28 protein-coding genes and 1 tRNA gene are annotated in these 24889 nt (G+C 45.1%); 15 read left to right on the top strand and 14 right to left on the bottom strand.

Annotated features, from left to right (window positions below):
- Positions 1-4 precede the first annotated feature (4 nt).
- Genes gmhB through ICN41_RS05865 form a run of 8 tightly spaced genes read right to left on the bottom strand, consistent with a single transcriptional unit; the run spans position 5 to position 9239 of the window.
- On the bottom strand, positions 5-577 hold the full coding sequence (gene gmhB / locus ICN41_RS05900; RefSeq protein ID WP_216291943.1) for a D-glycero-beta-D-manno-heptose 1,7-bisphosphate 7-phosphatase: 573 nt from the start codon (positions 575-577) through the stop codon (positions 5-7).
- Positions 574-2712 carry a glycine--tRNA ligase subunit beta gene (gene glyS / locus ICN41_RS05895; protein ID WP_216291942.1) on the bottom strand — a complete coding sequence of 713 codons (2139 nt, stop codon included), beginning with the start codon at positions 2710-2712 and terminating at the stop codon, positions 574-576. Before glyS ends, gmhB begins: the two co-directional genes overlap by 4 nt.
- 13 nt (positions 2713-2725) lie before the next feature.
- On the bottom strand, positions 2726-3610 hold the full coding sequence (glyQ, locus tag ICN41_RS05890) for a glycine--tRNA ligase subunit alpha (RefSeq protein WP_216291940.1): 885 nt from the start codon (positions 3608-3610) through the stop codon (positions 2726-2728).
- Positions 3611-3670: 60 nt separating this feature from the next.
- Positions 3671-5197 carry an apolipoprotein N-acyltransferase gene (lnt, locus tag ICN41_RS05885; RefSeq protein WP_255537917.1) on the bottom strand — a complete coding sequence of 509 codons (1527 nt, stop codon included), beginning with the start codon at positions 5195-5197 and terminating at the stop codon, positions 3671-3673.
- 8 nt (positions 5198-5205) lie between these two features.
- Positions 5206-6045: an HlyC/CorC family transporter gene (locus tag ICN41_RS05880; protein ID WP_216291938.1), complete on the bottom strand. Its 840-nt coding sequence runs from the start codon at positions 6043-6045 to the stop codon at positions 5206-5208.
- A gap of 56 nt (positions 6046-6101) precedes the next feature.
- The gene (ybeY, locus tag ICN41_RS05875) at positions 6102-6584 is read right to left on the bottom strand and encodes an rRNA maturation RNase YbeY (RefSeq protein ID WP_216291936.1); all 483 of its coding nucleotides are present in this window, start codon (positions 6582-6584) and stop codon (positions 6102-6104) included.
- Entirely contained in the window at positions 6568-7920 is a 1353-nt protein-coding gene (gene miaB / locus ICN41_RS05870) for a tRNA (N6-isopentenyl adenosine(37)-C2)-methylthiotransferase MiaB (RefSeq protein ID WP_216291935.1), read from the bottom strand. The genes ybeY and miaB overlap by 17 nt, the downstream gene beginning before the upstream one ends.
- A 56-nt stretch (positions 7921-7976) precedes the next feature.
- Positions 7977-9239 (bottom strand): putative Na+/H+ antiporter, encoded by a 1263-nt coding sequence (locus ICN41_RS05865; protein ID WP_216291932.1) that lies wholly within the window; start codon positions 9237-9239, stop codon positions 7977-7979.
- A 58-nt stretch (positions 9240-9297) separates the two neighbouring features.
- Here ICN41_RS05865 and ICN41_RS05860 point away from each other — a divergent pair, with 58 nt between their 5' ends.
- Both ICN41_RS05860 and ICN41_RS05855 read left to right on the top strand, forming a co-directional pair.
- Positions 9298-9717 carry a rhodanese-like domain-containing protein gene (locus ICN41_RS05860; RefSeq protein WP_216291931.1) on the top strand — a complete coding sequence of 140 codons (420 nt, stop codon included), beginning with the start codon at positions 9298-9300 and terminating at the stop codon, positions 9715-9717.
- A gap of 44 nt (positions 9718-9761) precedes the next feature.
- On the top strand, positions 9762-10151 hold the full coding sequence (locus ICN41_RS05855) for an OsmC family protein (RefSeq protein ID WP_216291929.1): 390 nt from the start codon (positions 9762-9764) through the stop codon (positions 10149-10151).
- A gap of 43 nt (positions 10152-10194) precedes the next feature.
- Here ICN41_RS05855 and ICN41_RS05850 read toward each other — a convergent pair whose 3' ends face one another.
- Complete coding sequence (locus tag ICN41_RS05850) at positions 10195-10482, bottom strand: glycine zipper domain-containing protein (RefSeq protein ID WP_216291926.1); 288 nt, start codon at positions 10480-10482, stop codon at positions 10195-10197.
- Positions 10483-10529: 47 nt separating this feature from the next.
- Positions 10530-10898, bottom strand: coding sequence for a Rap1a/Tai family immunity protein (locus ICN41_RS05845; protein ID WP_216291925.1), 369 nt, complete (start codon positions 10896-10898; stop codon positions 10530-10532).
- A gap of 137 nt (positions 10899-11035) precedes the next feature.
- Between ICN41_RS05845 and ICN41_RS05840 the strand changes: the two genes are divergently transcribed.
- Genes ICN41_RS05840 through ICN41_RS05830 form a run of 3 tightly spaced genes read left to right on the top strand, consistent with a single transcriptional unit; the run spans position 11036 to position 13739 of the window.
- A complete protein-coding gene (locus ICN41_RS05840; RefSeq protein ID WP_216291923.1) occupies positions 11036-12238 on the top strand; it encodes an ammonium transporter in 1203 nt (400 codons plus the stop codon).
- A 43-nt stretch (positions 12239-12281) separates the two neighbouring features.
- Positions 12282-12806: a gamma carbonic anhydrase family protein gene (locus ICN41_RS05835; RefSeq protein ID WP_216291921.1), complete on the top strand. Its 525-nt coding sequence runs from the start codon at positions 12282-12284 to the stop codon at positions 12804-12806.
- Between the two features lie 3 nt (positions 12807-12809).
- The gene (locus ICN41_RS05830) at positions 12810-13739 is read left to right on the top strand and encodes an AEC family transporter (RefSeq protein ID WP_216291920.1); all 930 of its coding nucleotides are present in this window, start codon (positions 12810-12812) and stop codon (positions 13737-13739) included.
- Here the strand turns inward: ICN41_RS05830 and maiA are convergent.
- Entirely contained in the window at positions 13695-14387 is a 693-nt protein-coding gene (maiA, locus tag ICN41_RS05825; RefSeq protein ID WP_216291918.1) for a maleylacetoacetate isomerase, read from the bottom strand. The two genes, ICN41_RS05830 and maiA, sit on opposite strands and share 45 nt — an antisense overlap.
- Positions 14388-14477: 90 nt before the next feature.
- Here maiA and ICN41_RS05820 point away from each other — a divergent pair, with 90 nt between their 5' ends.
- Entirely contained in the window at positions 14478-15107 is a 630-nt protein-coding gene (locus ICN41_RS05820; RefSeq protein WP_216291917.1) for a trimeric intracellular cation channel family protein, read from the top strand.
- Here ICN41_RS05820 and ICN41_RS05815 read toward each other — a convergent pair.
- Positions 15094-15315 carry a gamma-glutamyltransferase gene (locus tag ICN41_RS05815; RefSeq protein ID WP_255537916.1) on the bottom strand — a complete coding sequence of 74 codons (222 nt, stop codon included), beginning with the start codon at positions 15313-15315 and terminating at the stop codon, positions 15094-15096. The two genes, ICN41_RS05820 and ICN41_RS05815, sit on opposite strands and share 14 nt — an antisense overlap.
- A gap of 362 nt (positions 15316-15677) precedes the next feature.
- On the opposite strand from ICN41_RS05815, the gene ICN41_RS05810 reads away from it, so the two are divergent.
- Positions 15678-17348, top strand: coding sequence for an MFS transporter (locus ICN41_RS05810; protein WP_216291915.1), 1671 nt, complete (start codon positions 15678-15680; stop codon positions 17346-17348).
- 53 nt (positions 17349-17401) lie between these two features.
- Here the strand turns inward: ICN41_RS05810 and ICN41_RS05805 are convergent, their stop codons facing one another.
- Together ICN41_RS05805 and ICN41_RS05800 are read right to left on the bottom strand one after the other, a co-directional pair.
- Positions 17402-18013 carry an MOSC domain-containing protein gene (locus ICN41_RS05805; RefSeq protein ID WP_216291913.1) on the bottom strand — a complete coding sequence of 204 codons (612 nt, stop codon included), beginning with the start codon at positions 18011-18013 and terminating at the stop codon, positions 17402-17404.
- 34 nt (positions 18014-18047) lie between these two features.
- Positions 18048-18827, bottom strand: a complete 780-nt coding sequence (locus ICN41_RS05800; RefSeq protein ID WP_216291911.1) for a transporter substrate-binding domain-containing protein — start codon at positions 18825-18827, stop codon at positions 18048-18050.
- Positions 18828-18908: 81 nt separating this feature from the next.
- Between ICN41_RS05800 and ICN41_RS05795 the strand changes: the two genes are divergently transcribed.
- The 8 genes from ICN41_RS05795 to ICN41_RS05760 all read left to right on the top strand — a co-directional run bounded on the left by ICN41_RS05795 (position 18909) and on the right by ICN41_RS05760 (position 24866).
- Complete coding sequence (locus ICN41_RS05795; RefSeq protein ID WP_216291910.1) at positions 18909-19316, top strand: hypothetical protein; 408 nt, start codon at positions 18909-18911, stop codon at positions 19314-19316.
- A gap of 54 nt (positions 19317-19370) precedes the next feature.
- Positions 19371-19447, top strand: a tRNA-Met gene (locus tag ICN41_RS05790).
- A gap of 57 nt (positions 19448-19504) precedes the next feature.
- Positions 19505-20038: a DUF2878 domain-containing protein gene (locus tag ICN41_RS05785; protein WP_216291908.1), complete on the top strand. Its 534-nt coding sequence runs from the start codon at positions 19505-19507 to the stop codon at positions 20036-20038.
- A gap of 119 nt (positions 20039-20157) precedes the next feature.
- Positions 20158-21249, top strand: a complete 1092-nt coding sequence (gene recA, locus ICN41_RS05780; protein WP_216291906.1) for a recombinase RecA — start codon at positions 20158-20160, stop codon at positions 21247-21249.
- A 4-nt stretch (positions 21250-21253) separates the two neighbouring features.
- Positions 21254-21805: a RecX family transcriptional regulator gene (locus ICN41_RS05775; protein WP_216291904.1), complete on the top strand. Its 552-nt coding sequence runs from the start codon at positions 21254-21256 to the stop codon at positions 21803-21805.
- Positions 21806-21992: 187 nt separating this feature from the next.
- The gene (gene sucC, locus ICN41_RS05770; RefSeq protein ID WP_216291901.1) at positions 21993-23162 is read left to right on the top strand and encodes an ADP-forming succinate--CoA ligase subunit beta; all 1170 of its coding nucleotides are present in this window, start codon (positions 21993-21995) and stop codon (positions 23160-23162) included.
- 15 nt (positions 23163-23177) lie between these two features.
- Positions 23178-24071: a succinate--CoA ligase subunit alpha gene (gene sucD / locus ICN41_RS05765; RefSeq protein WP_216291899.1), complete on the top strand. Its 894-nt coding sequence runs from the start codon at positions 23178-23180 to the stop codon at positions 24069-24071.
- Between the two features lie 96 nt (positions 24072-24167).
- The gene (locus ICN41_RS05760) at positions 24168-24866 is read left to right on the top strand and encodes a TerC family protein (protein WP_216291897.1); all 699 of its coding nucleotides are present in this window, start codon (positions 24168-24170) and stop codon (positions 24864-24866) included.
- The last annotated feature ends 23 nt before the right edge of the window (positions 24867-24889 follow it).

Raw genomic sequence — 24889 nt, 5'->3', positions numbered from 1 at the left:
TTCTTTAGGCCTTATCTTCTAACATTGCATGGGCGAAAGCCAGCAGATCAGCATGTATTTGTGTGCCCTCGGGCAGAGCGCCCTTATCTAAAGTCTTTTGACCCTTGCCGGTCAGCACTAGGTGGGGTAATGCACCTAAGGCGATACCGGCCTGGAGATCGCGCAAGGAGTCACCCACAATCGGTACACCCATCAGGGGGGTATTGCTATCTGATTTTTTATATCGGAGTGCGATTTCTTTCATTAAACCAGGGAGGGGTTTGCGACAGTCGCAGCCATGAGAGTCCATATGAGGGCAAAAGAAAATGCTATCGATGTGACCACCCAAAGGTTTGAGTAGCTTATCCATCTTGCTATGCATTGCATGCAAATCATTGATCGTGAAATAGCCTCTCGATAAACCAGATTGATTCGTTGCGATGGCAATTTGGTAACCAGCTTGATTGAGGAGTGCTATCGCCTCTAGGCTGCCAGGAAGGGGAATCCATTCATCAACAGACTTCACATAATCATCACGATCTTCATTGATCACGCCATCGCGATCCAGGATGATAAGTTTAGAAGAGCTCAAGCTCATGCTAATTTGCCGAGATCGGCAACGAGATTCATTTTCTGGTGAAGTTGTTGCAAGAGTGCAAGACGATTGTCACGTAACTCAGGATTTGGATCCATGACCATCACATCTGCAAAGAACTGGTCAATCGGCTCACTTAAAGCGACCAATGCTTTGAGGAGTTCTACAAATTGACGTTTTTCGTATGCTGCATCAAGGGCTGGAGTCGCTGCTTCTAGAGCCTGGTAAAGAGTAGACTCCGCCGGTATCTGTAATAACTTAATAGAGCAAGCCGCAGGAATAGCAGTAGTCGTCTTTTTCAAGATATTACTAATGCGCTTATTGGCTGCCGCAAGCTGAGCAGCTTGAGGCAAAGCGTTAAATTCACGAAGAGCGCTTAAGCGTGTAATCAAATCATTAATCTGTGCGGGAGATTGGCTGAGTACTGCATCAATTTCAGCGCTGGTAAAAGGCGTTCCAGCAACAGATTGGTCGCGCAAATAGGCACGTAAGCGATCAATGATAAAGGCGTAAATATCAGCGACCTGCGCTTTTTCTTGAACTTCTTTTTGTGGGAACTGTGCACGGGCAAGTTCAATTAACTCTGGCAGATTCAAGGAAAGATTCTTTTCCAAGAGCAGGCGGCAAATACCTAAGGCATGACGGCGCAGCGCATAGGGATCTTTGTCTCCAGTTGGAGCCAGACCTACTCCCCAAATTCCGACTAAGGTTTCTAGCTTGTCAGCAATGGCCAAAATAGTGCCGGTTTTGCTGAGTGGCAAAGTGTCCCCAGCAAAGCGCGGCATATAGTGTTCGCTACAAGCAGCAGCTACTTCAGCGTGTTCACCATCATGCTTGGCATAGTAGTTGCCCATAATGCCTTGGAGCTCAGGGAACTCACCCACCATATCGGTGAGTAAGTCTGTCTTGGCTATTTCTGCTGCGCGATGGGCAAGCTTCTCATCTGCACCTAGATGCTTTGCGATTCCAGTAGCAATGCCTTGAACTCGCTTGGTGCGATCGAGTTGATTGCCTAATTGGTTGTGATAAACCACCTTACCTAGATCCGCTACACGAGATGCTAAAGGACGCTTTTGATCTTGAGTGAAGAAAAAGCGGGCATCGGAGAGGCGTGGACGAACGACGCGTTCATTACCAGAGATAATGGCATCAGGTTTTGAAGTTTCAATATTAGAAACAATCAAGAAACGATTACGTAATTTGCCTTGCTTATCAGTTAGTGCAAAGTATTTTTGATTTGTTTGCATGGTCAAAATCAAACATTCTTGCGGAACTTCTAAGAACTCTTGATCAAAGTGACAGGTATAAATTGCAGGCCACTCAACTAATGCGGTGACCTCATCTAGAAGGCTGTCTGGCATCAATACCAAATCATCCCCAGCAGACTTTAATAATGCCGCTTCAATTTGGGCGCGACGCTTATTAAAACTTGGAATGACTTTGGCTTTAGCTTCTAGGTCAGCCTCATATTGATCTGCATTAGCAATGCTTAATACGCCAGGCGCTAAAAAACGATGGCCCTCTGTTTGATTACTTGCATCAATACCTAAGCTACTCAGATTGAGAGTGTTGCTGCCGTGTAGGGCAATAATGCGATGGGCTGGTCGAGCAAATTGCACATCAGCCAAGCTGCTATTCTTTTGCTGCACTTGGTAGTGCATCATTTTGGCAATCGGTAATTTATTTAAGGTTTGCTCTAGAGCGGTTTGTGCAGTCTGTTCTAACGCAGCCCCTTTAGCGACTACATTGAGATACAGCGCTTCGTTTTTACCCTCACCGGCTTTTTCTAGGCTGGATAAATCAATATCCGCATAGCCGAGAGCGCCCAATTTTTTCAGTAATGGCGCTGTAGCTTTGCCTTCGGCATCAAATGCAATACTCGTCGGTAATAATTTTTCACGGACTGGATAGTCAGGCGCTTGCGCCAACACATCCGTAATCAACACTGCCAGACGACGGGGGGTTGCAAAGCCAGTAACTTGAGAAGAGGCGCTGGTTAGTCCAGCAGCCTTCAGTGCAGTAAAGATGCCCTCGCTAAAGGCATCGCCAAGACGGCGAAGGGATTTTGGAGGTAATTCTTCTGTAAATACTTCAATCAACAGATTGGCTGATTGTGAAAGTGAATGGGATGTACTCATAGATAGCTCTTGCTTATGCCTTGACTGAGCGTTGGCACATTGGAAATCCAAGTTTTTCTCGGGATTCAAAATACGCTTGAGCAACGGCGCGAGAAAGATTGCGGATGCGACCAATATAAGCAGCACGTTCAGTTACAGAGATAGCGCCACGGGCATCTAAGAGATTAAATGTGTGAGCTGCTTTGAGAACCATTTCGTATGCAGGCAATGCTAGCGGTACTTCCATGAGTCGCTTCGCTTCGCTTTCATAGTTTGCAAAATTAGCAAAGAGCAGATCAGTGTTTGAGTGTTCAAAGTTATAGCAAGACTGCTCCACTTCATTTTGGTGATACACATCACCATAAGAGATGCCATCTGCCCATACGAGGTCATATACGTTGGAGCAATTTTGAATATACATTGCCAGTCGTTCGATACCGTAAGTAATTTCTCCGAGTACCGGCTTGCAATCAAGGCCGCCCACCTGCTGGAAGTAGGTAAATTGGGTTACTTCCATTCCGTTGAGCCAAACTTCCCAACCCAATCCCCATGCACCTAAGGTTGGGTTTTCCCAATCGTCTTCTACAAAGCGCACATCGTTTTCTTTGAGATCAAGACCTAGAGCAGCAAGCGATCCAAGATAGAGCTCGAGAATATTTTCTGGAGCTGGTTTTAAAACAACTTGATATTGATAGTAGTGTTGCAAGCGATTTGGGTTTTCACCATAGCGACCATCTTTAGGTCTGCGGGATGGCTGAACGTAAGCTGCTTTCCATGGCTCGGGACCAATAGCCCTTAAGAAGGTAGCGGTATGGGATGTGCCTGCGCCGACCTCAAGGTCAATAGGCTGCAATAGGGCACAACCTTGTTGGTCCCAATAATCTTGGAGTTTGAGAATGATTTGCTGAAAAGTAAGCATGATTAACCTGGCTAAGCCATTGATTTTACATGGCTAGAGGAGCTCAGGCGCTAAAACTGACTAAAAACGACGATAGCGAATGAGGCCCCAGATCAGTAGGATGCAGGAAAGGCTCAAAATCGGTAAATCTCCCCAGCGCACATATGGTGTTTTGCCTGTATAGGCCTGTACTTGGGTAATGAGACTGGCCTGAGTAAATTCAGGGAGCGATGTTAATACTTTTCCATTGGAGTCTAAAACAGAGGTAATGCCAGTATTAGTTGCCCTCAGCGCAGGAAGCCCTGTCTCTAGGGAGCGAAGCTGAGATAAGCGTAATTGTTGTGATGAAGCCTGTGATTCACCAAACCAAGCTAAGTTGGTCAGATTAATTAATATATTAGTCGGGGTGCTGCTGTTGCGAATACGGCTAGCCAATTCTCCACCAAAGACATCTTCGTAGCAGATAGTGATTGCAGCAAAGATGGGTTCTTGATTCGGTCTTTGTATCAAGAAATTTTCTTGATCTTCCCCTCCTCTAGCAAAATCACTTAGGGGAACACTAAAGGCATTTACAAACCAGCGAAATCCTGGAGGTATAAATTCCCCAAATGGCACTAGGTGATTTTTATCATAGAGATAAGGTGGATTTGAGGGTGAAAGACCTAAGGCGCGATTAGAAAACTCTCTACCCATTTTTGGGTTCACATGTCTACCAATCACTCCAAACAATAAATTATTTCCTTGCTGATCTACATGATTTTGAAGAGTTTCTAGGGTTCCACTAGGCAAATTACTTTCTGGCCAGGGAAAAGCAGTTTCTGGGGCAATGATCAACTCAGCTTTTGATTTAGACATGGCAGCAAAGTAAAACTCAATTTGCTTGAGAATACCTTCTGGTTTGAAGATCATGCTTTGGGCGAAATTGCCCTGAATTAATTCCACTCTGATAGGGTCGCCAATAGGCTTAGTAAAGCTCCATAAACTTGAAAGTACAGTCAATGCAATTACTAGGATCAGCGAGCTAGTGCTAGCTAAAGTATCTTTCTTGAGTTGCAATATCTGCCAAGAAATAAAGACCAGCAAAAAGGTGCAAGCAAGACCGCCAAAGTAAGGAGCAATAACTGCAAAAGGGCCATTCACTTGACTTTCAGCCAAACCCATCCAGGGAAATCCTGTAAAGATGTAGCCCCGTAAATATTCCATAACTACCCAACTAGATGCTAAGAAAAAGCCTACATAGCGTGTCTTATGAAAGAGTGTAAGTGGTAAGGTGGCAAGTCCAAAGTACAAAGCCATATAGGCGGACAACAAGAACACTGCCATACATGAGAGTGCTGCATTCATACCGCCCACATCATGCAAACTGATATAGATCCACCACAAGCCAATAACGAAGTAGCCCAAACCAAAGATCAGGCCAGAAGCAAATAGATGTTTTACTGAATTCTGATTTTCACGATTGAGCCACCACCAAATTGCACTGAGGATTGGAATTTGAATCCAGCCACCATAGGGTAATTCAGCAACGCCAGCCAGAATCGCGCCTAATATGAATAGTGCTAAAAAGTGAATACTTTGCCGACGACCTCGAACCATCTGATCATTCAAGATAAATCTCAATCAGCTTTTTTGGGAATTTGACGTGCAAGCAGAATATGAATTTGACGTGGATCTGCACGCAATATTTCAAACTCAATCCCGTCGATTTTGATCAATTCACTCACTTTGGGAACTCTACCTAAATGTTGAATTACTAGGCCGGCAACCGTTTCAATATCCTCTTCGGCAAATTGCGTGCCTAGCGCCTCATTGAATTGATCAAGCTCTGTAATACCCTTGACCCGAATATCGCCGTTATCGAGAGCGATGAGGTTATCTGCCTCTTCATCAATATCGTGCTCGTCTTCAATATCGCCCACGATCTGCTCTAGAACATCTTCAATGGTAATGATGCCAGCTACGCCACTGTATTCATCAACCACAATGGCGAGATGATTGCGATTGTCCTTAAAGTCTCGCAGTAAAACACTGAGACGTTTAGATTCTGGAATGAAAACAGCAGGCCTTAACCAATCTCGTACTTGAAAATCTTTTTCAGTGGCATGGCGTAAAAGGTCTTTCGCTAAAAGAATGCCGATGACATTGTCTTTGCTACCTTCATAAACGGGGAAGCGTGAGTGTGCCGCCTCAATGACGCTTTGAATAATTTCCGCGAGACTGCGATTGATGTCAATCCAATCAATTTGGGCGCGAGGTACAAGGATGTCGCGTGCACAAAGTTGCCCTACTTGAAATACACCTTCGATCATGGAGAGGGCATCTGCATCAATCAAGCCCTCAGACTGCGCCTCTCTCAAGGTCTCAATCAGTTCTTGGCGACGCTCAGTTGGACTGGTTGGTTGTGGCGTTAAAAAATCGGCAAGGCGATTTAATAGGGATTTATTGGGGTCGGGCATATGGAAAGAATAGCGTAGAAATATGTCAATTTTTCAATTGAACGTGTAAATGTTGTTTAGTGATCTGCTTGGCTATCTAAATAGGGATTAGGAAAACCCAATCTTTTCAGAATTTGCACTTCGAGTACTTCCATCTTTTGTGCATCCTTCTTGCTTTCGTGATCATAGGCTTGGGCGTGCAGGCAGCCATGCACAATGAGATGGGCTAGATGGGCTCTCAGGGTTTTGCCCTGCTCTTTGGCTTCTTTTTGGAGTACTGGAAGGCAAAAAATAATATCGGCATGCACATGTGATTTGCCAAATTCGTAAGGGAAGGTCAGCACATTAGTTGCTTTATCCTTTTTCCGAAAAGCAAAGTTCAATTTTTTCCCCTCGGCCGTATTCACAAACCGCAGTGTCAGTTGACCGTTTTGAGGGCTAGCCGCCTTGACCCATTTCTTGATGAGATTCGCTGAGGCTTGTGCAGCTAGAGCTGTTTCAATTGCTGGACTAGCGTATTGCAGCTCAATGAGAAGTTTGGATTTAGATGGAAGCGGCATGGACTTTAATGAGTTCACCTCTGAGGGTGTAATTGAGAGCCTCGGTCACTTCAATGTCCACCATGCTGCCAATTAAATCCTCTACATCCTGCTCGGCTGCAGTGAAATGAATCACGCGATTATTTGCACAGCGGCCTTGGAGATTAATGCCGTCTTTTGCATAACCCTCTACAAGAACCTTTTCGATATTCCCCAGCATTTTTTGGCTAATGTGATTGGCTTGGCCTTCAATCAGCGCTAATAAAGTTTGTAAACGTTTGAGCTTGACTTCATAAGGCGTGTCATCGTTGAGATTGGCCGCAGGCGTGCCAGGGCGTGGGCTGAAAATAAAGCAGAAGCTATTATCAAACTCCAAATCGCGAACCATCTTGAGCAGTTTTTCAAAGTCAGCCTCAGTCTCACCTGGAAAGCCCACAATGAAGTCGCTTGATAGTGTGAAATCTGGGCGCACAGCACGCATTTTGCGAATGATGCTCTTGTACTCTAGAGCCGTGTATCCGCGTTTCATAGCCGAGAGCATGGCATCTGAGCCATGCTGAACCGGTAGGTGCAAATGACTCACTAGCTTAGGTACTTTGGCGTAGACATCGATTAAACGTTGCGTAAATTCTTTTGGATGGCTGGTGGTAAAGCGGATACGCTCAACTCCCGGAATTTCTGCGATGTATTCAATCAGCAAGGCAAAGTCAGCGATTTCCTCTGAGTCACCCATCTTGCCTAAATAGGCATTCACGTTTTGCCCTAGCAGGACAATCTCTTTAACGCCTTGACTTGCGAGGCCAGCTACTTCAGTTAAGACGTCTTCAAATGGACGTGACACTTCCTCGCCACGGGTATATGGAACAACGCAGTAGCTGCAATACTTAGAGCAGCCTTCCATGATGGAAACATAGGCTGAGCCACGTGTTTGACGTGATGCTGGAAGGTGGTCAAACTTTTCGATTTCTGGAAAAGAGGTATCGACTTGAGAGATGCCAGTTTTACGGCGTTTCGCAATTAAGTCAGAGAGACGATGCAATGTCTGTGGACCAAACACCACATCCACATAAGGTGCGCGACTCACAATTTGTTGACCTTCTTGGCTGGCGACACAGCCACCGACACCAATCAATAAATCAGGTTTTGATTTCTTGAGTTCACGTAAGCGTCCAAGATCAGAAAAGACTTTATCTTCGGCTTTTTCTCGAATCGAGCAGGTGTTCAGAAGAACCACATCTGCATCTTCGGGTGTATCGGTCATCACCATGCCTTCATCGGCATGTAAAAGGTCGGCCATTTTGCCCGAGTCGTACTCGTTCATTTGACAACCAAAGGTCTTGATATAAAGCTTTTTCATATGCCGTTCTCAGGTTTATAGCTGGGGGCGAAGCTTAGATTTTACGGGATATGGACTTACATGAGTCGGTAAGCTGCTACTGCCACCAAGGTGGGCGGTATGGCAGCAATCAAGAGATATAGCGTTGAGACAGCTCCATTGGGGAAGTAAGTGCGCAAAATAGCGATTCCGGCAGGGTTAGGGGCATTGGCAATCACGGTTAGGCCGCCACCAGCTACGGCACCACCCACCAAGGCAAGCTTGAATTCTGGAGAGGTACCGGCGACTAATGAGCCGAGATACGTTAAGGCAGCATTATCTGTAATCGCGGTAAGCGCTAGGCTGCCATAAAAGACAGCGGTTGGACTCATCATTTCTAGAATAGGTTGTAGCCACCAACCTTGTAATGCACCCAAGACTACTAAACCGCCCAAGAAGAATCCTACTAAGAGTGCCTCTTTCAAAATCAATGGACTTTGATGTTTCGGGTAAGCGGTAACGTAGCCAATAAAGAACAGGAGTAGCCAAATGAATATGATGGGATCATGTGCAAATACGACAACACCCAGCAAGAAGAGTAGATGCATCAAGATCACAGCCAATGGAATTTTGGCGGGCTTGCTGCTAGCTTGTGGATCAACAAGCTCGCGATGAAACAGCAAGGTAACACCTAATGCATTGATGAAAATCGCAATGCAGGACTCAATACCAAAGTTGGCTAACATAAATGCCGAGCTCCAGTTCCAGGTAGTAGCAACCATGAGCACTGGAGGTGCAGCAAAATTGGTGAGTGTTCCACCAATAGAGATATTGACAAAGAGTACGCCAATTGTGCCGAACATTAATTTAGTAGATGGATTGTTTTTATAAACTAGATCGCGCAATAAAAATGCAGCCAAAGTCATCGCTGCTGGTTCTGTGATCACTGAGCCAAGTAAAGGAGTTACGGCGAGTGTTAAGAAATACAGAGCAGGCGCACTTCGAATACGCAATAGTACTTCCAGCGCAGTACCAAGGTAATGCAGTATTTGTGTTGCAAAGTACAGAATAGGTTTGCTGCCTGCCACGATCATGATGGCAAATACAAATAAGGGCTCATTAAAATTGCGTTGATTCAGGAACGCTTTAGCGGCATTTAAGCTATCGCTGAAGCTCATAAAAATAATGAGAATGGCTGCCCAGAAGCCAAAAACGATTTCAACCTCGCCTAGCAGGTGTAATAAACCCGAATGTCTGGCGGATTTACTTGCAAGCTTTTCAAAGTAACTCGTGCAAAAAGTATGCAAAACTGCAATCGCAAAAATAATGCTTGCACCAAGTTCAGTCGGGGTAAAGTTCATAGCTGAATCTTAGCAGGTGCTCAAATACATTAAGAGATTGCTACTTAAGGAGATTTTGGTGAAATTAAAGATTGGATATCAGGAGCTGATTGCCCGTGCGATGGCAGAAATTGAGACAGTGCCGCTTGCGCAAGCGGAGAAATTATTAGCGGACCCTAATACCGTGTTCATTGATATTCGGGATGTGCGCGAGTTAGAGCGAGAGGGGATGATCCCCAATGCCTTTCATGCGCCTCGGGGAATGCTCGAATTTTGGGTTGATCCGGATAGCCCCTATTACAAGCCAATTTTTACAGATGGAAAACGCTATGTTTTATATTGCGCCTCCGCCTGGCGTTCAGCCCTAGCCACTCATGCCCTTCAGAATATGGGGCTAGCGGGTGTGTGTCATTTAGAGGGCGGTTTTAGCGCTTGGAAAAAGGCAGAATTACCAATTCAAGAAAAGTCTTCAGAGAAAAGTACTAAGCCCCAGTCTTAATCTGAATCTAGAATGAATTTACTAAACAATCGTTAAAGGCCATTATGAGAAAAGTCGTGTCGCAGTTCGGAGAAGGTCCTCTTCAGCAAAAACTCAGTACGGGTGATTTGCAATATGTATCTGATGTTGAAATTTCTAGAGGGGGCTCAGGAACGGGACCTTCACCCCATGAATTTTTAGGTGCGGCTTTAGCAGCTTGCACCAGCATGACCTTGAAGATGTATTCACAGCACAAATCGATTAACTTGAAAAACGCTATCGTGACAGTCGATATCGAACGTCATAACGACGTCGAAATTTTTACACGTCATATTGAATTGATTGGTGATCTTGATGATCAGCAGCGAGAGCGTCTTTTAGAGATTGCACAGAGATGCCCTATACACAAAGCATTGGCTGGCGAGATCCAAATAAAAACCCAGCTTGTAAATTAATCCAAGCTGGGTTGAATGCTAGGCCTTTGGGGCCTGGAGTCTTTTAGTTAGGTGCGTTTGCAGGCTTTTTATTCTTACCAGCGTCATAGCCAGCGTTGTACTCAGAAGCCTGTTCTTTTTTGTACGCATCATAGATGTAGCCAGATGCCGCACCAACTGCTGCGCCACCTACTGCACCCCAAATTGGGTTGCCGTGGAAAATAGCTGTGCCGATTGCACCAGCTGTTGCACCAATCGCACCACCGGAAACGGTGCGTTGTTCTGTGTTGCTCATATTAGAGCAGCCTGCAATAGCTAATGTTGCTGCAGTAATTGCGATTATTTTTTTCATATTAACCAATCCTTTGAATGTATTTTGAATAAGCTGGTGTGCTTAGATTATTTTTTGGCGCAAGGAAAGCGCATTGCTAAATAACCAAGCACAGTTCCTGCGGCAGGTTTATCAGCAGTTTGTGGATTTTCACCAGCCCACTTCACAAAATCAGCAATGACATCATCACGCTTAGGGGCAGGTTGGTTTACACAGATAAACGGTCTTGCACGTTGTGGATGACGTGTTGCTAAATACGTTTCATAGATTCCGCTGGTGTAGCCAACACAAAAGCTACGAGATTCAGGGCTAGCTGGAAGCTTGCAAGTGGTCACTAATTCTTGAGTACTGAGAACTTTGATCTGTTCTTGTGCTTGCGCTTGAACAGTGCCAGAAATTGCGCCAAGAGCGGCTAAAACAACTAGGGTTTTTTTCATCGGTTTTCCTTAGGGTGTATATAAAAGAATCATAAACCATCATATAGCCCTAAATCATGCACTAGATTAGTGCAATTTGCACCTGTATGGGTTTTTATATTCCCCATAATGACGCATAAAAAAAGAGGGGGAATTTCATGGAAATCTTGAAATCAGGAAGTGATGTTTTATTTATCTTGCTTGGTGCCATCATGGTTTTGGCCATGCATGCTGGTTTTGCATTCTTAGAACTGGGTACTGTACGTAAGAAAAACCAGGTCAATGCCTTGGTAAAAATCTTGGTCGACTTTGCAGTCTCAACCATTGCCTATTTTTTCATTGGCTACAGCATTGCCTACGGCGTGAACTTTTTCTCAGGCGCTGAATTATTGGCAGAGAAAAATGGCTATGAGTTAGTGAAATTTTTCTTCTTGCTTACATTTGCTGCAGCAATACCAGCGATTATTTCTGGTGGAATAGCAGAGCGCGCTAAATTCAATCCCCAACTGATTGCGACATTTATCTTGGTGGGCTTTGTCTATCCCTTCTTTGAAGGCATCGCCTGGAATCAACATTATGGTATTCAGGCTTGGATTAAAGGCTTGACTGGTGAAGAGTTCCATGACTTTGCTGGATCTATTGTGGTTCATGCAGTTGGTGGTTGGATTGCCTTGCCTGCAGTGATTCTATTGGGTGCGCGTCGTGGTCGCTATACCAAAGAAGGTCAAATTTCCGCACATCCACCATCTAGCATTCCATTCTTAGCTTTAGGTGCATGGATTCTTGCGGTAGGTTGGTTTGGTTTTAATGTGATGAGCGCACAAACGATTGATAAGATCAGTGGCTTAGTTGCAATCAATTCTTTGATGGCAATGGTTGGTGGCACATTGGCTGCATGGGTAGTTGGTCGTAATGATCCAGGCTTTACTTACAACGGCCCACTTGCTGGATTGGTAGCTGTTTGTGCTGGCTCAGATTTAATGCATCCCGTTGGCGCGCTATTTGTTGGTCTAGTTGCTGGCGCATTATTTGTCTACATGTTCACTTTGGTGCAAAACCGCTGGAAGCTCGATGATGTATTGGGCGTTTGGCCCTTGCATGGTTTATGTGGTTTGTGGGGTGGCTTAGCAGCTGGTATTTTTGGTACTAAAGCGCTTGGTGGTCTTGGTGGCATTACCTTTACTGGGCAGCTGATTGGTAGTGCCTTGGGTGTTGGTATCGCCCTAATTGGGGGCTTTGTGGTCTATGGTGGACTCAAGGCAATCATGGGTATTCGGATGTCACAAGAAGAGGAATATGAAGGCGCCGACTTAAGCGTCCATCGCATTTCTTCTTCACCAGATCGTGAAACAAGCTGGTAATTTTTGAGTAGAAGTAAGCCATGATTCATCCCTATAATGAGTCATGGCTATATATGAACTAGACGGGATAGCCCCTCAGTTATCTGAGGGTGCATGGGTTGCGGAGAGTGCCGAGGTCATCGGCAAAGTAGAGCTTCATCAAAATGCCAGCGTCTGGCCTAAAGTAGTTGTCCGAGGCGATAACGATCTCATTCAAATTGGCGAGGGCAGTAATGTGCAGGACGCTTCTGTTCTTCACACTGATCCTGGCTACCCACTCATTATTGGTAAAAACGTTACCGTAGGTCATCAAGTGATGCTGCACGGCTGTCAAGTTGGCGATGGTAGTTTGATTGGTATTGGCGCAGTGATTCTGAATGGCGCCAAGATTGGTAAACATTGCCTTGTCGGCGCAGGCGCACTCGTGACAGAAGGTAAAGAATTTCCAGATGGCTCCATGATTTTGGGGTCACCAGCTAAAGCAGTCAAAACCTTAAGCCCCGAGCAAACGGCGGGCATCGAAGATATCGCTGGCCGCTATGTGAAAAATGCACAGCGTTATCTCAAGACACTCAAAAAGATTTCATAGACTTTGCTCTACGTATTTAATGTAGTCCTACCAGTATTTGCGCTCATATTGATTGGATATGTTTGTGGTCGTACAGGCAAATTGGGCACAAGTGCCTCTACAGAATTAAATCGCTTTGTAGTTTGGCTGGCCTTACCAGCACAGCTCTTTAATTTCGCTGCGAATAGTGGATGGCAAACCCTTTGGCAACCTGGCTTTATTGGCGCTTTTTTTCTCAGCTGTTTAGCAGTTTTTCTGCTGGTGCTCATCATCAGTCGCTTTCGCGGTCAAGATTTGGCGGCGGCGAGTTTTAATGGCTTAAGTGCTTCGTACTCTAATACGGGTTACATGGGTATTCCCTTGTGTGCTTTAGCACTTGGTCAAGATGGCCTAGCCCCTGCAATTATTTCTACATTTATTGTTTTTGTGATGTTTGCCTTGGCAACGGTTTTGATTGAGATCGGCATCCTCTCTCATAAAAAGCCCCATGAAATTTTTTGGAGCGCCACTAAATCTCTTTGTAGCAATCCATTGTTGATTGCTCCTGTAGCGGGTTTGTTTTGGTCTGCAAGCGATTTGGTTTTATATGATCCGATTGCGCAAGTCATTTCTTTTTTAGCGGCTGCAGCGACACCTTGCGCGCTAGTATCTATCGGTTTATTTTTGATGCAAAAAAGTGAAGCTGCTCCTAGTCAAACATGGAGTATTACTTTTGCTAAATTAATTATTCAGCCAGTGATTGCGTGGGTGATTGCAGGCCCAGTGCTAGAACTTCCAGTGTTATGGGTCAATGCCATTGTGATTCTGAGTGCTTTACCTACAGGTACAGGACCATTTATGTTGGCGCAATATTACAAGGCCGATGGCAGCGTGATCTCCAGAGTAGTCTTGCTGACCACGGTAGGGTCCTTAGTTACCCTCTCCCTTTTCCTGTGGTGGAATAGCAGGGTTTGATCCCTCTGAATCTATCTGCTGCTCCCAAGAGGCATCTTTAAATGCAGGAAGCTTCATACATTCATTGAAGATTCTGACAAGAGTTGGGTAAGGGCTAATGTCCATCTTCGAGCTAAGCGCATTAAATAACTGCGGTACTAAGCAAATGTCAATTAAGCTGGGTTCATCTCCGTAAGCATAACGTCCGACCCTCTGGTCATGGCCGAGCTGCTTTTCAACGCTGACTAGGCCAAGCTGTATCCAGTGTTGATACCAAATGTCTCTAGACTCATTATTGATATCCAGTTTTTTGAGGTAGCGCAGTACACGAACATTATTCATTGGGTGGATATCACACGCAATATCCAATGCTATGGATCGAACCCAGGCCCGATCAAGTGCAGACTTTGGCAATAGTGCTGGCTGTGCCTGAATATCTTCAAGATATTCAATGATGGCTAGAGATTGATGAATCTGGATGTCACCATCTTCCAAGAGGGGCACTAAGTGATTGGGGTTTTTCTGCCCATAGGAATCAGTTAATTGTTCGCCGCCGTTCTTGAGTAAGTGCACGGGAATAATTTCGTAGTCCATGCCCTTCAGGTTCAAGGCAATTCGTACACGAAAGGCGGCAGAGCTTCGCCAATAGCTATAGATCTTCGGTTTCATAAAGAGGCTTTCATGGAGCGCATGATCATCAGTATATTGAGGCCATCCGATTTAGGCTAACACCCAATAAAGTGCTTTAGACTCATTGCTATGGAACAGATCAATTTTTGGATAAGCATCATTGCCACGATGGCCTTTGCTATTACTGGGGTATTGGCCATTTCGAATCGAGGGGTAGATCTATTTGGCGTTCTCGTTCTTGGACTGATTACTGCGATTGGTGGCGGAACTATTCGCGACATCATTTTAGAAACACCCATCTTTTGGTCTGAGAACCAAGTTTATGTGTGGCTTGCTTTGGGTGCCAGTGTGCTCACCTTCTTCGCAGAATCTTTTTTTACTCAGCCGCAAATTTATCGATCAATGTTGTATCTCGATGGCTTTGGTGCCGCCCTCTTTGCCATCGGTGGTACGGATAAGGCCTGGAATATGGATTTTGGACAGCCAGTGGCTCCAGTGATTATGGGCGTGGTGACTGCGATTGGCGGTGGCTTATTGCGTGACGTATTGGCTGGCCGTAAAACACTATTAATGTCAGATGAGTTGTATGCCATTCCCGTGAGCTTCGGGTGTATTGCTTATGTTTTGATTCTCAATTACTGCCCGCAATATACCGTTGAAGGTTCTGTCATCTGTATGTTGAGCATTTTTGGATTACGCGCAGCTGCCATTCATTGGGACCTACGCGTACCCAAAATGTTTATTACTAAAACGCGCTAACTGCGCCGTCGCTGCGGGGATCCCAGCCGCCACGTAGGGTGCCAGACGGATCGCGAATGATGCAGCCAGCATGACCAACGGTTTCATCAAACGCATCTAGCATTTCGATCTCATGTCCCATTGCATGCAACTCTTTTGCCACCCATGGACTAAAGCGAGATTCTAGTTTTAAGCTATCGCTCGTTTGACCCCAGGTACGTCCAAGCAACCAGCGTGGTCTTACCTAAAAAGTCACGTCTTTTCATTTGAATCGCTCCTTGTTTACCTTTATTGGGCGGCATTTTGTTGATGCCTTCTGTAATTGACTACAGGGACCATTAAAGCGAACGGAATCGGCGGATTTAAGGAGGGGCGCACCCTATTTGGGCTGATTGCTTCATATCGGTGCAAACCCTGGTGCAAACCCTTTTGATAGAAGGGTTTCAGAGCGTTGCATCAAATCCACATTTCTCGGGAAAACCCCGAGTCATTTTGATGGGGAATTACCCTAAGTAATGGATTTCTTTGGTTTTTTTCAAAGCATAATCGACCCGTTGTTTTTTATTTAATAAAAATAGTTAGGAGCTACTGATGTCAACATCAACTAAAGCAGCCCCAATGACCGCTGAAGAGCGCAAAGTTATTTTTGCTTCCTCATTAGGTACGGTTTTTGAGTGGTATGACTTTTATCTTTACGGTTCTTTGGCTGCCGTTATCGCCAAGCAGTTCTTCTCAGGCTTAGATGCTGGCTCTGCCTTCATTTTCGCTTTGCTAGCGTTTGCTGCCGGTTTCATCGTACGTCCATTCGGCGCATTGGTGTTCGGTCGCTTAGGTGATTTGATCGGTCGTAAATATACGTTCCTGGTCACCATCTTATTGATGGGTGGTGCAACCTTCATCGTTGGTATTTTGCCTAACTATGCAACGATCGGCGTTGCCGCTCCTGTAATCTTGATCGCATTGCGTATGCTTCAAGGTTTGGCATTGGGTGGTGAGTACGGTGGCGCAGCAACTTACGTTGCTGAGCATGCTCCTCATGGTAAGCGTGGTGCATACACATCATGGATTCAGACAACAGCGACTCTTGGTTTGTTCTTGTCCTTGCTCGTGATTTTGTTCACACGTGAATTCACTGGTCCAGACTTTGATGTTTGGGGCTGGCGTATTCCTTTCATCGCTTCTATCGCATTGTTGGCGATCTCTGTATGGATTCGTTTGTCCATGAATGAGTCACCAGCTTTCAAGAAGATGAAAGATGAAGGCAAGTTATCTAAAGCACCTTTGACAGAATCTTTCGGTCAATGGAAAAACTTGAAGATTGTGATCTTGGCATTGTTTGGTCTGGTTGCAGGTCAAGCGGTGGTTTGGTATACAGGTCAGTTCTATGCATTGTTCTACCTCACACAAGTGTTGAAAGTAGATCCTAAAGCTGCGAACTTGTTGATTGCCGCTTCATTGGTAATTGGCACACCATTCTTCGTGGTATTCGGTAGTTTGTCAGACAAGATTGGCCGTAAGGTGATCATCATGGGTGGCTTGTTGTTAGCCATCATCCTGTACATCCCGAACACACCAGTTTCCTTGTTTAATGGCTTAACTCACTTTGCAAACCCTGCATTGGAAAAAGCAATGGCAACTTCACCAGCAAGTATTACTGCTGATGTGAATGAATGTACTTTCCAGTTCAACCCAACCGGTACTGCAAAGTTCACTAGCTCTTGCGATATTGCAAAGCAGGTGATGGCCTCTAACTCTGCAAGCTACACAACTATCCCTGGCCCAGCTGGTGGAACTGCAGTTGTGAAGATCGGCGACACAGAGATTCAAGGCTACTCTGCTAAGGGTATGGCTCCAGCTGATTTGAAAGCAAAAGATGCTGAGTTTAAGAAAGCCATTCGTGATGCATTGAATGCCGCTGGCTATCCTGCAAAGGCTGATCCTGCTGCAATCAACTATCCTGCAGTTCTTGGTATCTTGGTAATTTTGGTGATCTTGGTAACCATGGTTTATGGCCCAATTGCAGCGATGTTGGTTGAGATGTTCCCAACCCGCATTCGTTACACCTCTATGTCCTTGCCATACCACATTGGTAACGGTTGGTTCGGTGGCCTCTTGCCAACGATCTCCTTCGCCTTGGTAGCGCAAAACGGTAACATTTACTACGGTCTCTGGTACCCAATCATCATCGCTGCGATGACATTGGTAATCGGTGTACTGTTTGTACGTGAAACTAAAGACGTAGATATCTACGCAAAAGACTAAGTCTCTTTAGTTGGTATCAAATGAAAAACCCGATCAGAAATGGTCGGGTTTTTTTATTCCCATAAATCTTGTTGGTTACGACGGCCCATCAGGTTTTGGTTTTGTTCGGCGATAGATGTTTGTCTTGCACCAGGTACTACGGCGATGGTTGCGCCCGCAGCGATGAAACCAGTTTGAATTACTCTGAGATACCAGCCACAAAAGCCTGATTGCAACATTGCCTTGGCTGCACCTTTGTATCCCATTTTGGCATTGAATTTAAAGCATGGCTCACGGAGTTTGACTACGGCAAATTTCAAATCCCCGATGTGTAGTTGATCCCCAATAAATACTTCCGTTTCGAGCAGGCCTTCTATCGTGAAGTTTTCTCCCATTGCTCCAGGCTGAAGATCAACTGTCTTTTTGGTTTCACGGGTAAGTAAGGTATTCCAAAAAGGGTAATGCTCGGCAGGGTAAACATAGATGGCTTTCTCAAGTCCCCCATGCACACTGAGATCCGCTTGTTCATCACCCTTAACCCCAAGCTTGGTGATTTCGATTAAGTTTGGATTGTCTAAATCGCTGACTCTTGTTTTCACAATTGCCGAGGCAACCGATTTGTAGTCAGGATGATGGTTGCCAAATAAGGGCGCTACCTTGCCACTAGAAATAGATAAAAGCCGCATGATGCTATGAGAGGCTATAACCAAACTAGCAGAATCACTTGCTCCACTTCACTTCCATTGCTTGGATTTTTTCTGTGCCTAATTCAGCGAGATATTTATTAAAGTCTTCACGAATCGGCGAACCTTTAACAAAAGCAAAGCCTAACTGGTCGGCATAAGGAATCTCAAAGCTGCTTGTTAAAGGTAACTTCATCTTATTGACATAGGTGAGCAGCATAGAGCTATCTACGAATGCCAAATCGAGATTGCCATTATTCAAATCAGTTAAAGCTTCAGCCATTGATGGGTAAAGTTTGACTTTATTCATTGGGTAAATCCCTTTGGGCGCCCATTCTTTCTCGATGTAACCCATAAAGACGGCGCCGGTTGGAAAGCCGATGGAGTAATTTTTAATTTGCGATAAGTCGGTAATACGAATATTGCGCTTTCTGAGACTAACCAAGTCCCAGCCGTTTTGTACGTAGGGGTTGGAGAATTCCATTACCTCTTGGCGTTTCGGTGTAATCGAGATACCAGAGAAGGCAACATCGGCTTGACCGCTGGCAACAGCACCAAGCATACCCTGAAAGTCATATGCCTTTAAGTTGTAGGTATAACCGCGGGATTCGCAAAAGCCTTTAAAGATTTCGATATCAACACCCACTACCTGACCATTCTCTTCATAGGTAAATGGTGGAATAGAAGGCGATATCGCAACCTGCAAAACCTTTGATGATTTGTTATCAGATTTAGAGCAGCCAACAGTGAATAGTGTCAGCAAAACGCAAGCGCTCAGGAATATTGTTTTGGGAAATAGTCGTGAGAGTTTGTTCATATTGTTTCCGCTGTATCAGTGATATTAGGTTTGACAGGTTCTGACTGCTAAGATCACATCATAAATCGAAGAGGGTGATATATGCGTTTTTATATAGCAGTGATGCTGGGACTTTTTTTAGGGCTGAGTGGGCAGAGTGCATTTGCTAAGTGGGATGAAGAGCGTGATGTCACCGGCAGCGGCAATCAAGACTTAGTCTACTATTTCAAAATCAATGGAGAGGGGCATAAGTTAGTCCTCGATAAATATGTGAAGCGGCTCATTTTTATTCAACAAGACCGTTTACATAAACGCACCATTCGACAAATTAAAATTGATGGCGTCCCTCTTGAGGTCATGAGTGATCCCTTCTCGCATTACCCAGCACAAACGGCTATTACCTTTGAAAATAAGGATGAGGTGCTCAAAAAGCTATTTTTAGCCAAGAAAATTGAGATTGAGCTTCGCTATGGCCGGGATCAGGGGATAAGCGTGTTTCAGATTAAATAGGTCTAGACACTCTATTTAGACAGGCGGACTCCTATCATTTATAATAGCGAGTTCGGCGAATTAGCTCAGCTGGTTAGAGCGACGGAATCATAATCCGCAGGTCCGGGGTTCAAATCCCTGATTCGCCACCAAATTGAAAGGCCATTACTTCGGTAGTGGCCTTTTTCTTTGGCAGATAGAATTGATACATGTCTAAATTATGGAATTTCCTCCTTTTCCAAGCAGGTTGGTTTGCTTGTGTCCTGGGGGCGGCTCACCAGCAGGTCTTCTGGGCGGTGCTAGGTTCGCTAAGCTATATCACTTGGCACATCTGGCGAGCGCAGAGCCCTAAGCAGGAGTTCAGCTTGTTGCTGAAGGTCCTGATTTATGGCGTTGTAACCGATACCCTCATCATGTATCTAGGTCTTCTGGACTTCCATGATGCTTGGCCTTCCCCTCTTTTGTCCCCTATCTGGATGTGGGCGCTTTGGCTGTTGGTGGCGAGCACACTCAATGGCTCTTTATCCTGGTTACGTGGTAAACCAGTTTTAGGGGCGATTTTGGGAGCAATTAGCGGCCCTTTGTCTTATGAGGCCGGGGTGCGATTGGGGGCTGCAAGCTGGGGTCCCGATGGGCAAATACTGGGTTTAGCATTGATTAGCCTGGTCTGGGCCGTCGCTATCCCCCTCTTTTTGTACTGGGATCGGACCCCAATCGAGGGTACCCTAGCAAAAAATCTGTAAATTCCTTGAAAAAGCCTCTTGCAATAAGTACTGTTTTTATATACAGTAACTTCTAAGTTGTCGGATAGTCAATAAAACTTCGGGAAAAAGCCCAATACATAGCGAAAAGGAATTAAAAAATGGCCTTGGATGATAAAAGAAAATCAGCCTCCTCAGAATTTGAGGGAATGAGCGGAGACAAACAAAAAGCACTCACAGCAGCCTTGGCCCAGATTGAGAAACAATTTGGTAAAGGCTCAATCATGAGATTGGGCGATGCTGAAATTAGTCAAGATATTCAAGTGGTATCAAGCGGTTCACTCGGTTTAGATATTGCGCTTGGAGTCGGTGGCTTAGCGCGTGGTCGCGTGATCGAGATTTACGGACCAGAGTCCTCAGGTAAAACAACACTCACTTTGCATGCGATTGCAGAGATGCAAAAGTTGGGTGGCACTTGTGCGTTTATTGACGCGGAGCATGCTTTGGATGTGCAGTACGCGTCACGCCTTGGTGTTGATGTGAATAATCTATTGATCTCTCAACCAGATACTGGTGAGCAAGCATTAGAAATTGCTGATGCTTTAGTACGTTCAGGTTCTATTGACCTGATCGTGATTGACTCTGTTGCTGCCTTAGTTCCAAAGGCCGAGATTGAAGGCGACATGGGCGATTCATTACCTGGCTTGCAAGCCCGTTTGATGAGTCAAGCATTGCGCAAGCTCACAGGCGCTATCAAGCGTACTAATACAACAGTCATCTTCATTAACCAAATTCGTATGAAGATTGGTGTGATGTTTGGTTCTCCAGAAACCACTACTGGCGGTAATGCTCTGAAGTTCTATGCTTCTATGCGCTTAGATATTCGCCGCATTGGCAGCATCAAGAAGGGTGATGAAGTAGTTGGTAATGAAACCCGTGTGAAGGTTGTAAAGAACAAAGTTTCTCCTCCATTCCGCGAAGCGATTTTCGACATCATGTACGGCGCCGGAATCTCTCGCGAAGGTGAAATTATCGATATGGGCGTAGAAGCCGATCTCGTTGAAAAGTCAGGCTCTTGGTATAGCTATAACGGCGATCGCATTGGTCAAGGCAAAGACAATGTGCGCGAGTTCTTGAAAGAGAATCCAGCAATCGCTAAAGATATCGAGGCAAAAATACGTGAGAAGTTAGGTGTCAAAGCGGGCTCAGCCGTAGTTACCGATGTACTGAGCGAAGAAGAGGAAGTCGAATAGTTCGATGTCAGAGCTAAGTAGCAAAGCAAGAAAAGGCGCTAAACAAAGCCCGAGTCTCAAAGCTCGGGCTTTGCGCCTTTTATCGCTAAGGGAATACAGCCGCAAAGGCTTGGCTGCAAAACTGCTTGAGTCTGAAGCAAGATGGGCCAAGCTACTAAAGAACGATCAAGAGAATGATTTGGGTTCTGACTTGGATGTAGCCCCTAAAGCGAGCGCCTTGGATATTGAGGTGATTTTGGATGATTTTGAGGCGCGAGGCTGGCTTTCAGATGAGCGCTTTGCTGAGGCCTTGGTGCGTCGACGAAGTGAGCGTTATGGAACCCGCAAAATTCAAGATGAGCTGGAAAGGGCGGGGGTTGATTCCAATAAATCCGCTCAGCTCCTCAAAACCCTCAAAGAGACCGAATATCAGCGAGCTTTTGAGCTTTGGTCCAGAAAGTTTGGGGTAGCTGCCCAGGAGCAAAAGGAGCGTGCCCGTCAATATCGATTCTTAGCTTCCAAGGGTTTTAGTTCTGAGGTGGTATCTAAGGTGATCGGTGGCCAGAGGCAAGACTAGGGCAATTACGGATCGAAAAAACGGGTTTGCCGCGTTGCAGCATGATAGACTTATGGAGTCGGTCAAGCCGCTCACATTTATTCAAATATGGCTAATTTAGCTATTTCAGGGTAGGTGGGAGATTCAGGTGACATCGGTTTTACTAATCCTCATCGCTTGCAAATAAAGATACCGTTTCGGAGTAATTATGAAAATTCACGAGTACCAGGGCAAAGAACTTCTTCGCCAATTTAATGTGCCAGTTCCAAACGGCATTCCTGCATTTAGTGTTGATGAGGCTATTAAAGCTGCTGAAAAATTGGGTGGCCCAATATGGGTTGTTAAGGCACAGATTCATGCAGGTGGACGCGGTAAAGGTGGTGGCGTCAAATTAGCTAGAAGCATGGATGAAGTGAAGAAATACGCTTCTGAAATCTTGGGTATGCAACTCAAGACACATCAAACTGGACCAGATGGTCAAAAAGTAAATCGCCTCTTAATTGAAGATGGCGCAGATATCAAAAAAGAGTACTACTTCAGTATCGTGACTGACCGTGCAACACAAAAAAATGTGATCATGGCTTCAAGCGAAGGTGGTATGGATATTGAGGAAGTTGCTGAATCTCATCCAGAAAAAATTATTAAAGTGTTTGTTGATCCATTAGTTGGTATGACAGATGCTGACTGCGATGTTGTTGCTAAAGGTATTGGCGTTCCTGATGCTTCTATTCCAATGGCTCGTGATGTATTTAAAAACCTCTATAAAACCTACTGGGATACCGATGCATCCTTAGTAGAGATCAACCCATTGATCCTTGAGGGCAATGGCAAGATCAAGGCTCTTGACGCTAAATTTAACTTTGATCCAAATGCACTTTTCCGTCATCCAGAAATCGTTGCTTATCGCGATATCGATGAAGAAGATGCTGCTGAAATTGAAGCCTCTAAGTTTGACCTTGCTTACATCTCTTTAGATGGAAATATCGGTTGCTTGGTAAACGGCGCAGGTTTGGCGATGGCGACCATGGATACGATCAAGTTGTTCGGCGGTGAGCCAGCAAACTTCTTAGACGTAGGTGGTGGTGCTACAGCAGAAAAAGTAACTGAAGCCTTCAAGATCATGCTCAAGAATAAGAGTGTGGAAGCCATTTTGGTCAACATCTTCGGCGGTATTATGCGTTGCGACGTGATCGCTGACGGTGTAGTTACTGCATGTAAGGCAGTGAATTTGACCGTTCCTTTGGTTGTGCGTATGAAGGGCACTAACGAAGAGTTGGGTAAGAAGATCCTTGCTGACTCCGGTTTGCCAATTATTAGCGCTGATTCAATGGCTGAAGCTGCTACCAAGGTAGTTGCTGCTGTTGCCAAAAACAAATAATCCAGGAATTTCAATATGTCTATTTTGATCAATAAAAACACCAAAGTCATTACTCAAGGTATTACTGGTAAGACGGGTCAGTTCCATACAGAAAAATGTCAGGAATACGCAAACGGTAAGAATTGTTTCGTTGCCGGCGTAAATCCTAAAAAAGCAGGCGAGTCTATTTTTAATATTCCTATTTTCGGAACTGTTAAAGAGGCTGCTCAGCAAACTGGCGCAACCACTTCTGTTATTTATGTTCCACCTCCTGGCGCAGCTGCAGCAATTTGGGAAGCGGTTGAAGCCGACCTCGATTTCGTGATCTGTATTACTGAAGGCATTCCAGTGCGCGACATGCTTGAAGTGCGCAACAAAATGAAGGCTAAAGAAGCGGCTGGCGGCAAGAAGACTTTATTGCTTGGCCCTAACTGCCCAGGAATCATCACTCCTGACGAAATCAAGATCGGCATCATGCCTGGTCATATTCACAAGAAGGGCCGTATCGGTGTTGTAAGCCGTTCTGGTACCTTGACTTATGAAGCGGTAGGCCAATTAACTTCAATCGGTTTAGGTCAATCTACAGCGGTTGGTATTGGTGGTGACCCAATCAATGGTTTGAAGCATATCGACATCATGAAGATGTTTAACGAAGATCCAGAAACTGATGCCGTCATCATGATCGGCGAAATCGGTGGACCGGACGAAGCTGAAGCAGCTCGTTGGTGCAAAGACAATATGAAGAAGCCAGTGGTCGGCTTTATTGCTGGTGTAACAGCGCCTCCTGGAAAGCGTATGGGCCATGCTGGCGCATTGATTTCTGGTGGTGCTGATACTGCTGATGCCAAGCTTGCCGTAATGGAAGAGTGTGGCTTTAAGGTAACAAAGAATCCTTCTGAAATGGCAGCTTTATTAAAGGCTATGTTGTAATTGAGCCATAACAAAAAAGATGCCATTATTTGGCGTCTTTTTTGTAGTTGTGAGTAAGTTAAAAGAAGTTAAAACATAAAAATATAAGAGGATGACATGGAGTTTTTGACAATATTGGATTGGTCTGTCCTTGCACAGATCATCCTGATAGATATTCTATTAGGCGGTGACAACGCTGTTGTGATTGCCTTAGCCTGCCGTAATTTGCACCCCAATCAACGCCGTAAGGGTATTTTGTGGGGTACCGCCGGTGCGATTGTTCTACGTATTATTTTGGTTGCATTCGCAGTCACACTGCTGCAGATCCCGTTCCTGAAATTTGTTGGCGGCATTTTGCTGTTGTGGATCGGCTACAAGTTGATGGTCGATTCAGGTGGCGATGAAGGCCATGATATGCAAGCGCCTGATAAATTGTTTGCGGCAATCAAAACAATCATCATTGCCGATATCGTCATGAGCTTGGATAACGTTCTGGCTATTGCAGGTGCAGCTGGTCAAGTTGATGACCAAGCTCATCAATTAGGATATATCGTCTTTGGCTTGTTAGTTTCTGTACCGCTCATCATTGGCGGTAGCCGAATTGTTCTGTATCTCATCGATCGCTTCCCAATTATTGTTACCGCTGGTGCTGGCTTATTAGGCTGGATTGCGGGAGGCATGATGTTGTCTGATCCAGGTGTGATTAAGTTCTTCGGTGCCGGAGTAGAGGCATACAGCATGATTGCAGGTGCAGTTGGTGCGATAGCTGTGATGCTTATTGGAGAAGTTGTAAAACATAGCCATAAAAAAGCATAAGTAATATCTGTACAGAAGTTGAG

Origin of the sequence: Polynucleobacter sp. 15G-AUS-farblos, assembly GCF_018882445.1 — a bacterium.
GTDB lineage: Bacteria > Pseudomonadota > Gammaproteobacteria > Burkholderiales > Burkholderiaceae > Polynucleobacter.
The sequence above is the reverse complement of the archived record's forward strand: the minus strand, read 5'-3'. Positions and strand labels throughout refer to the sequence as shown.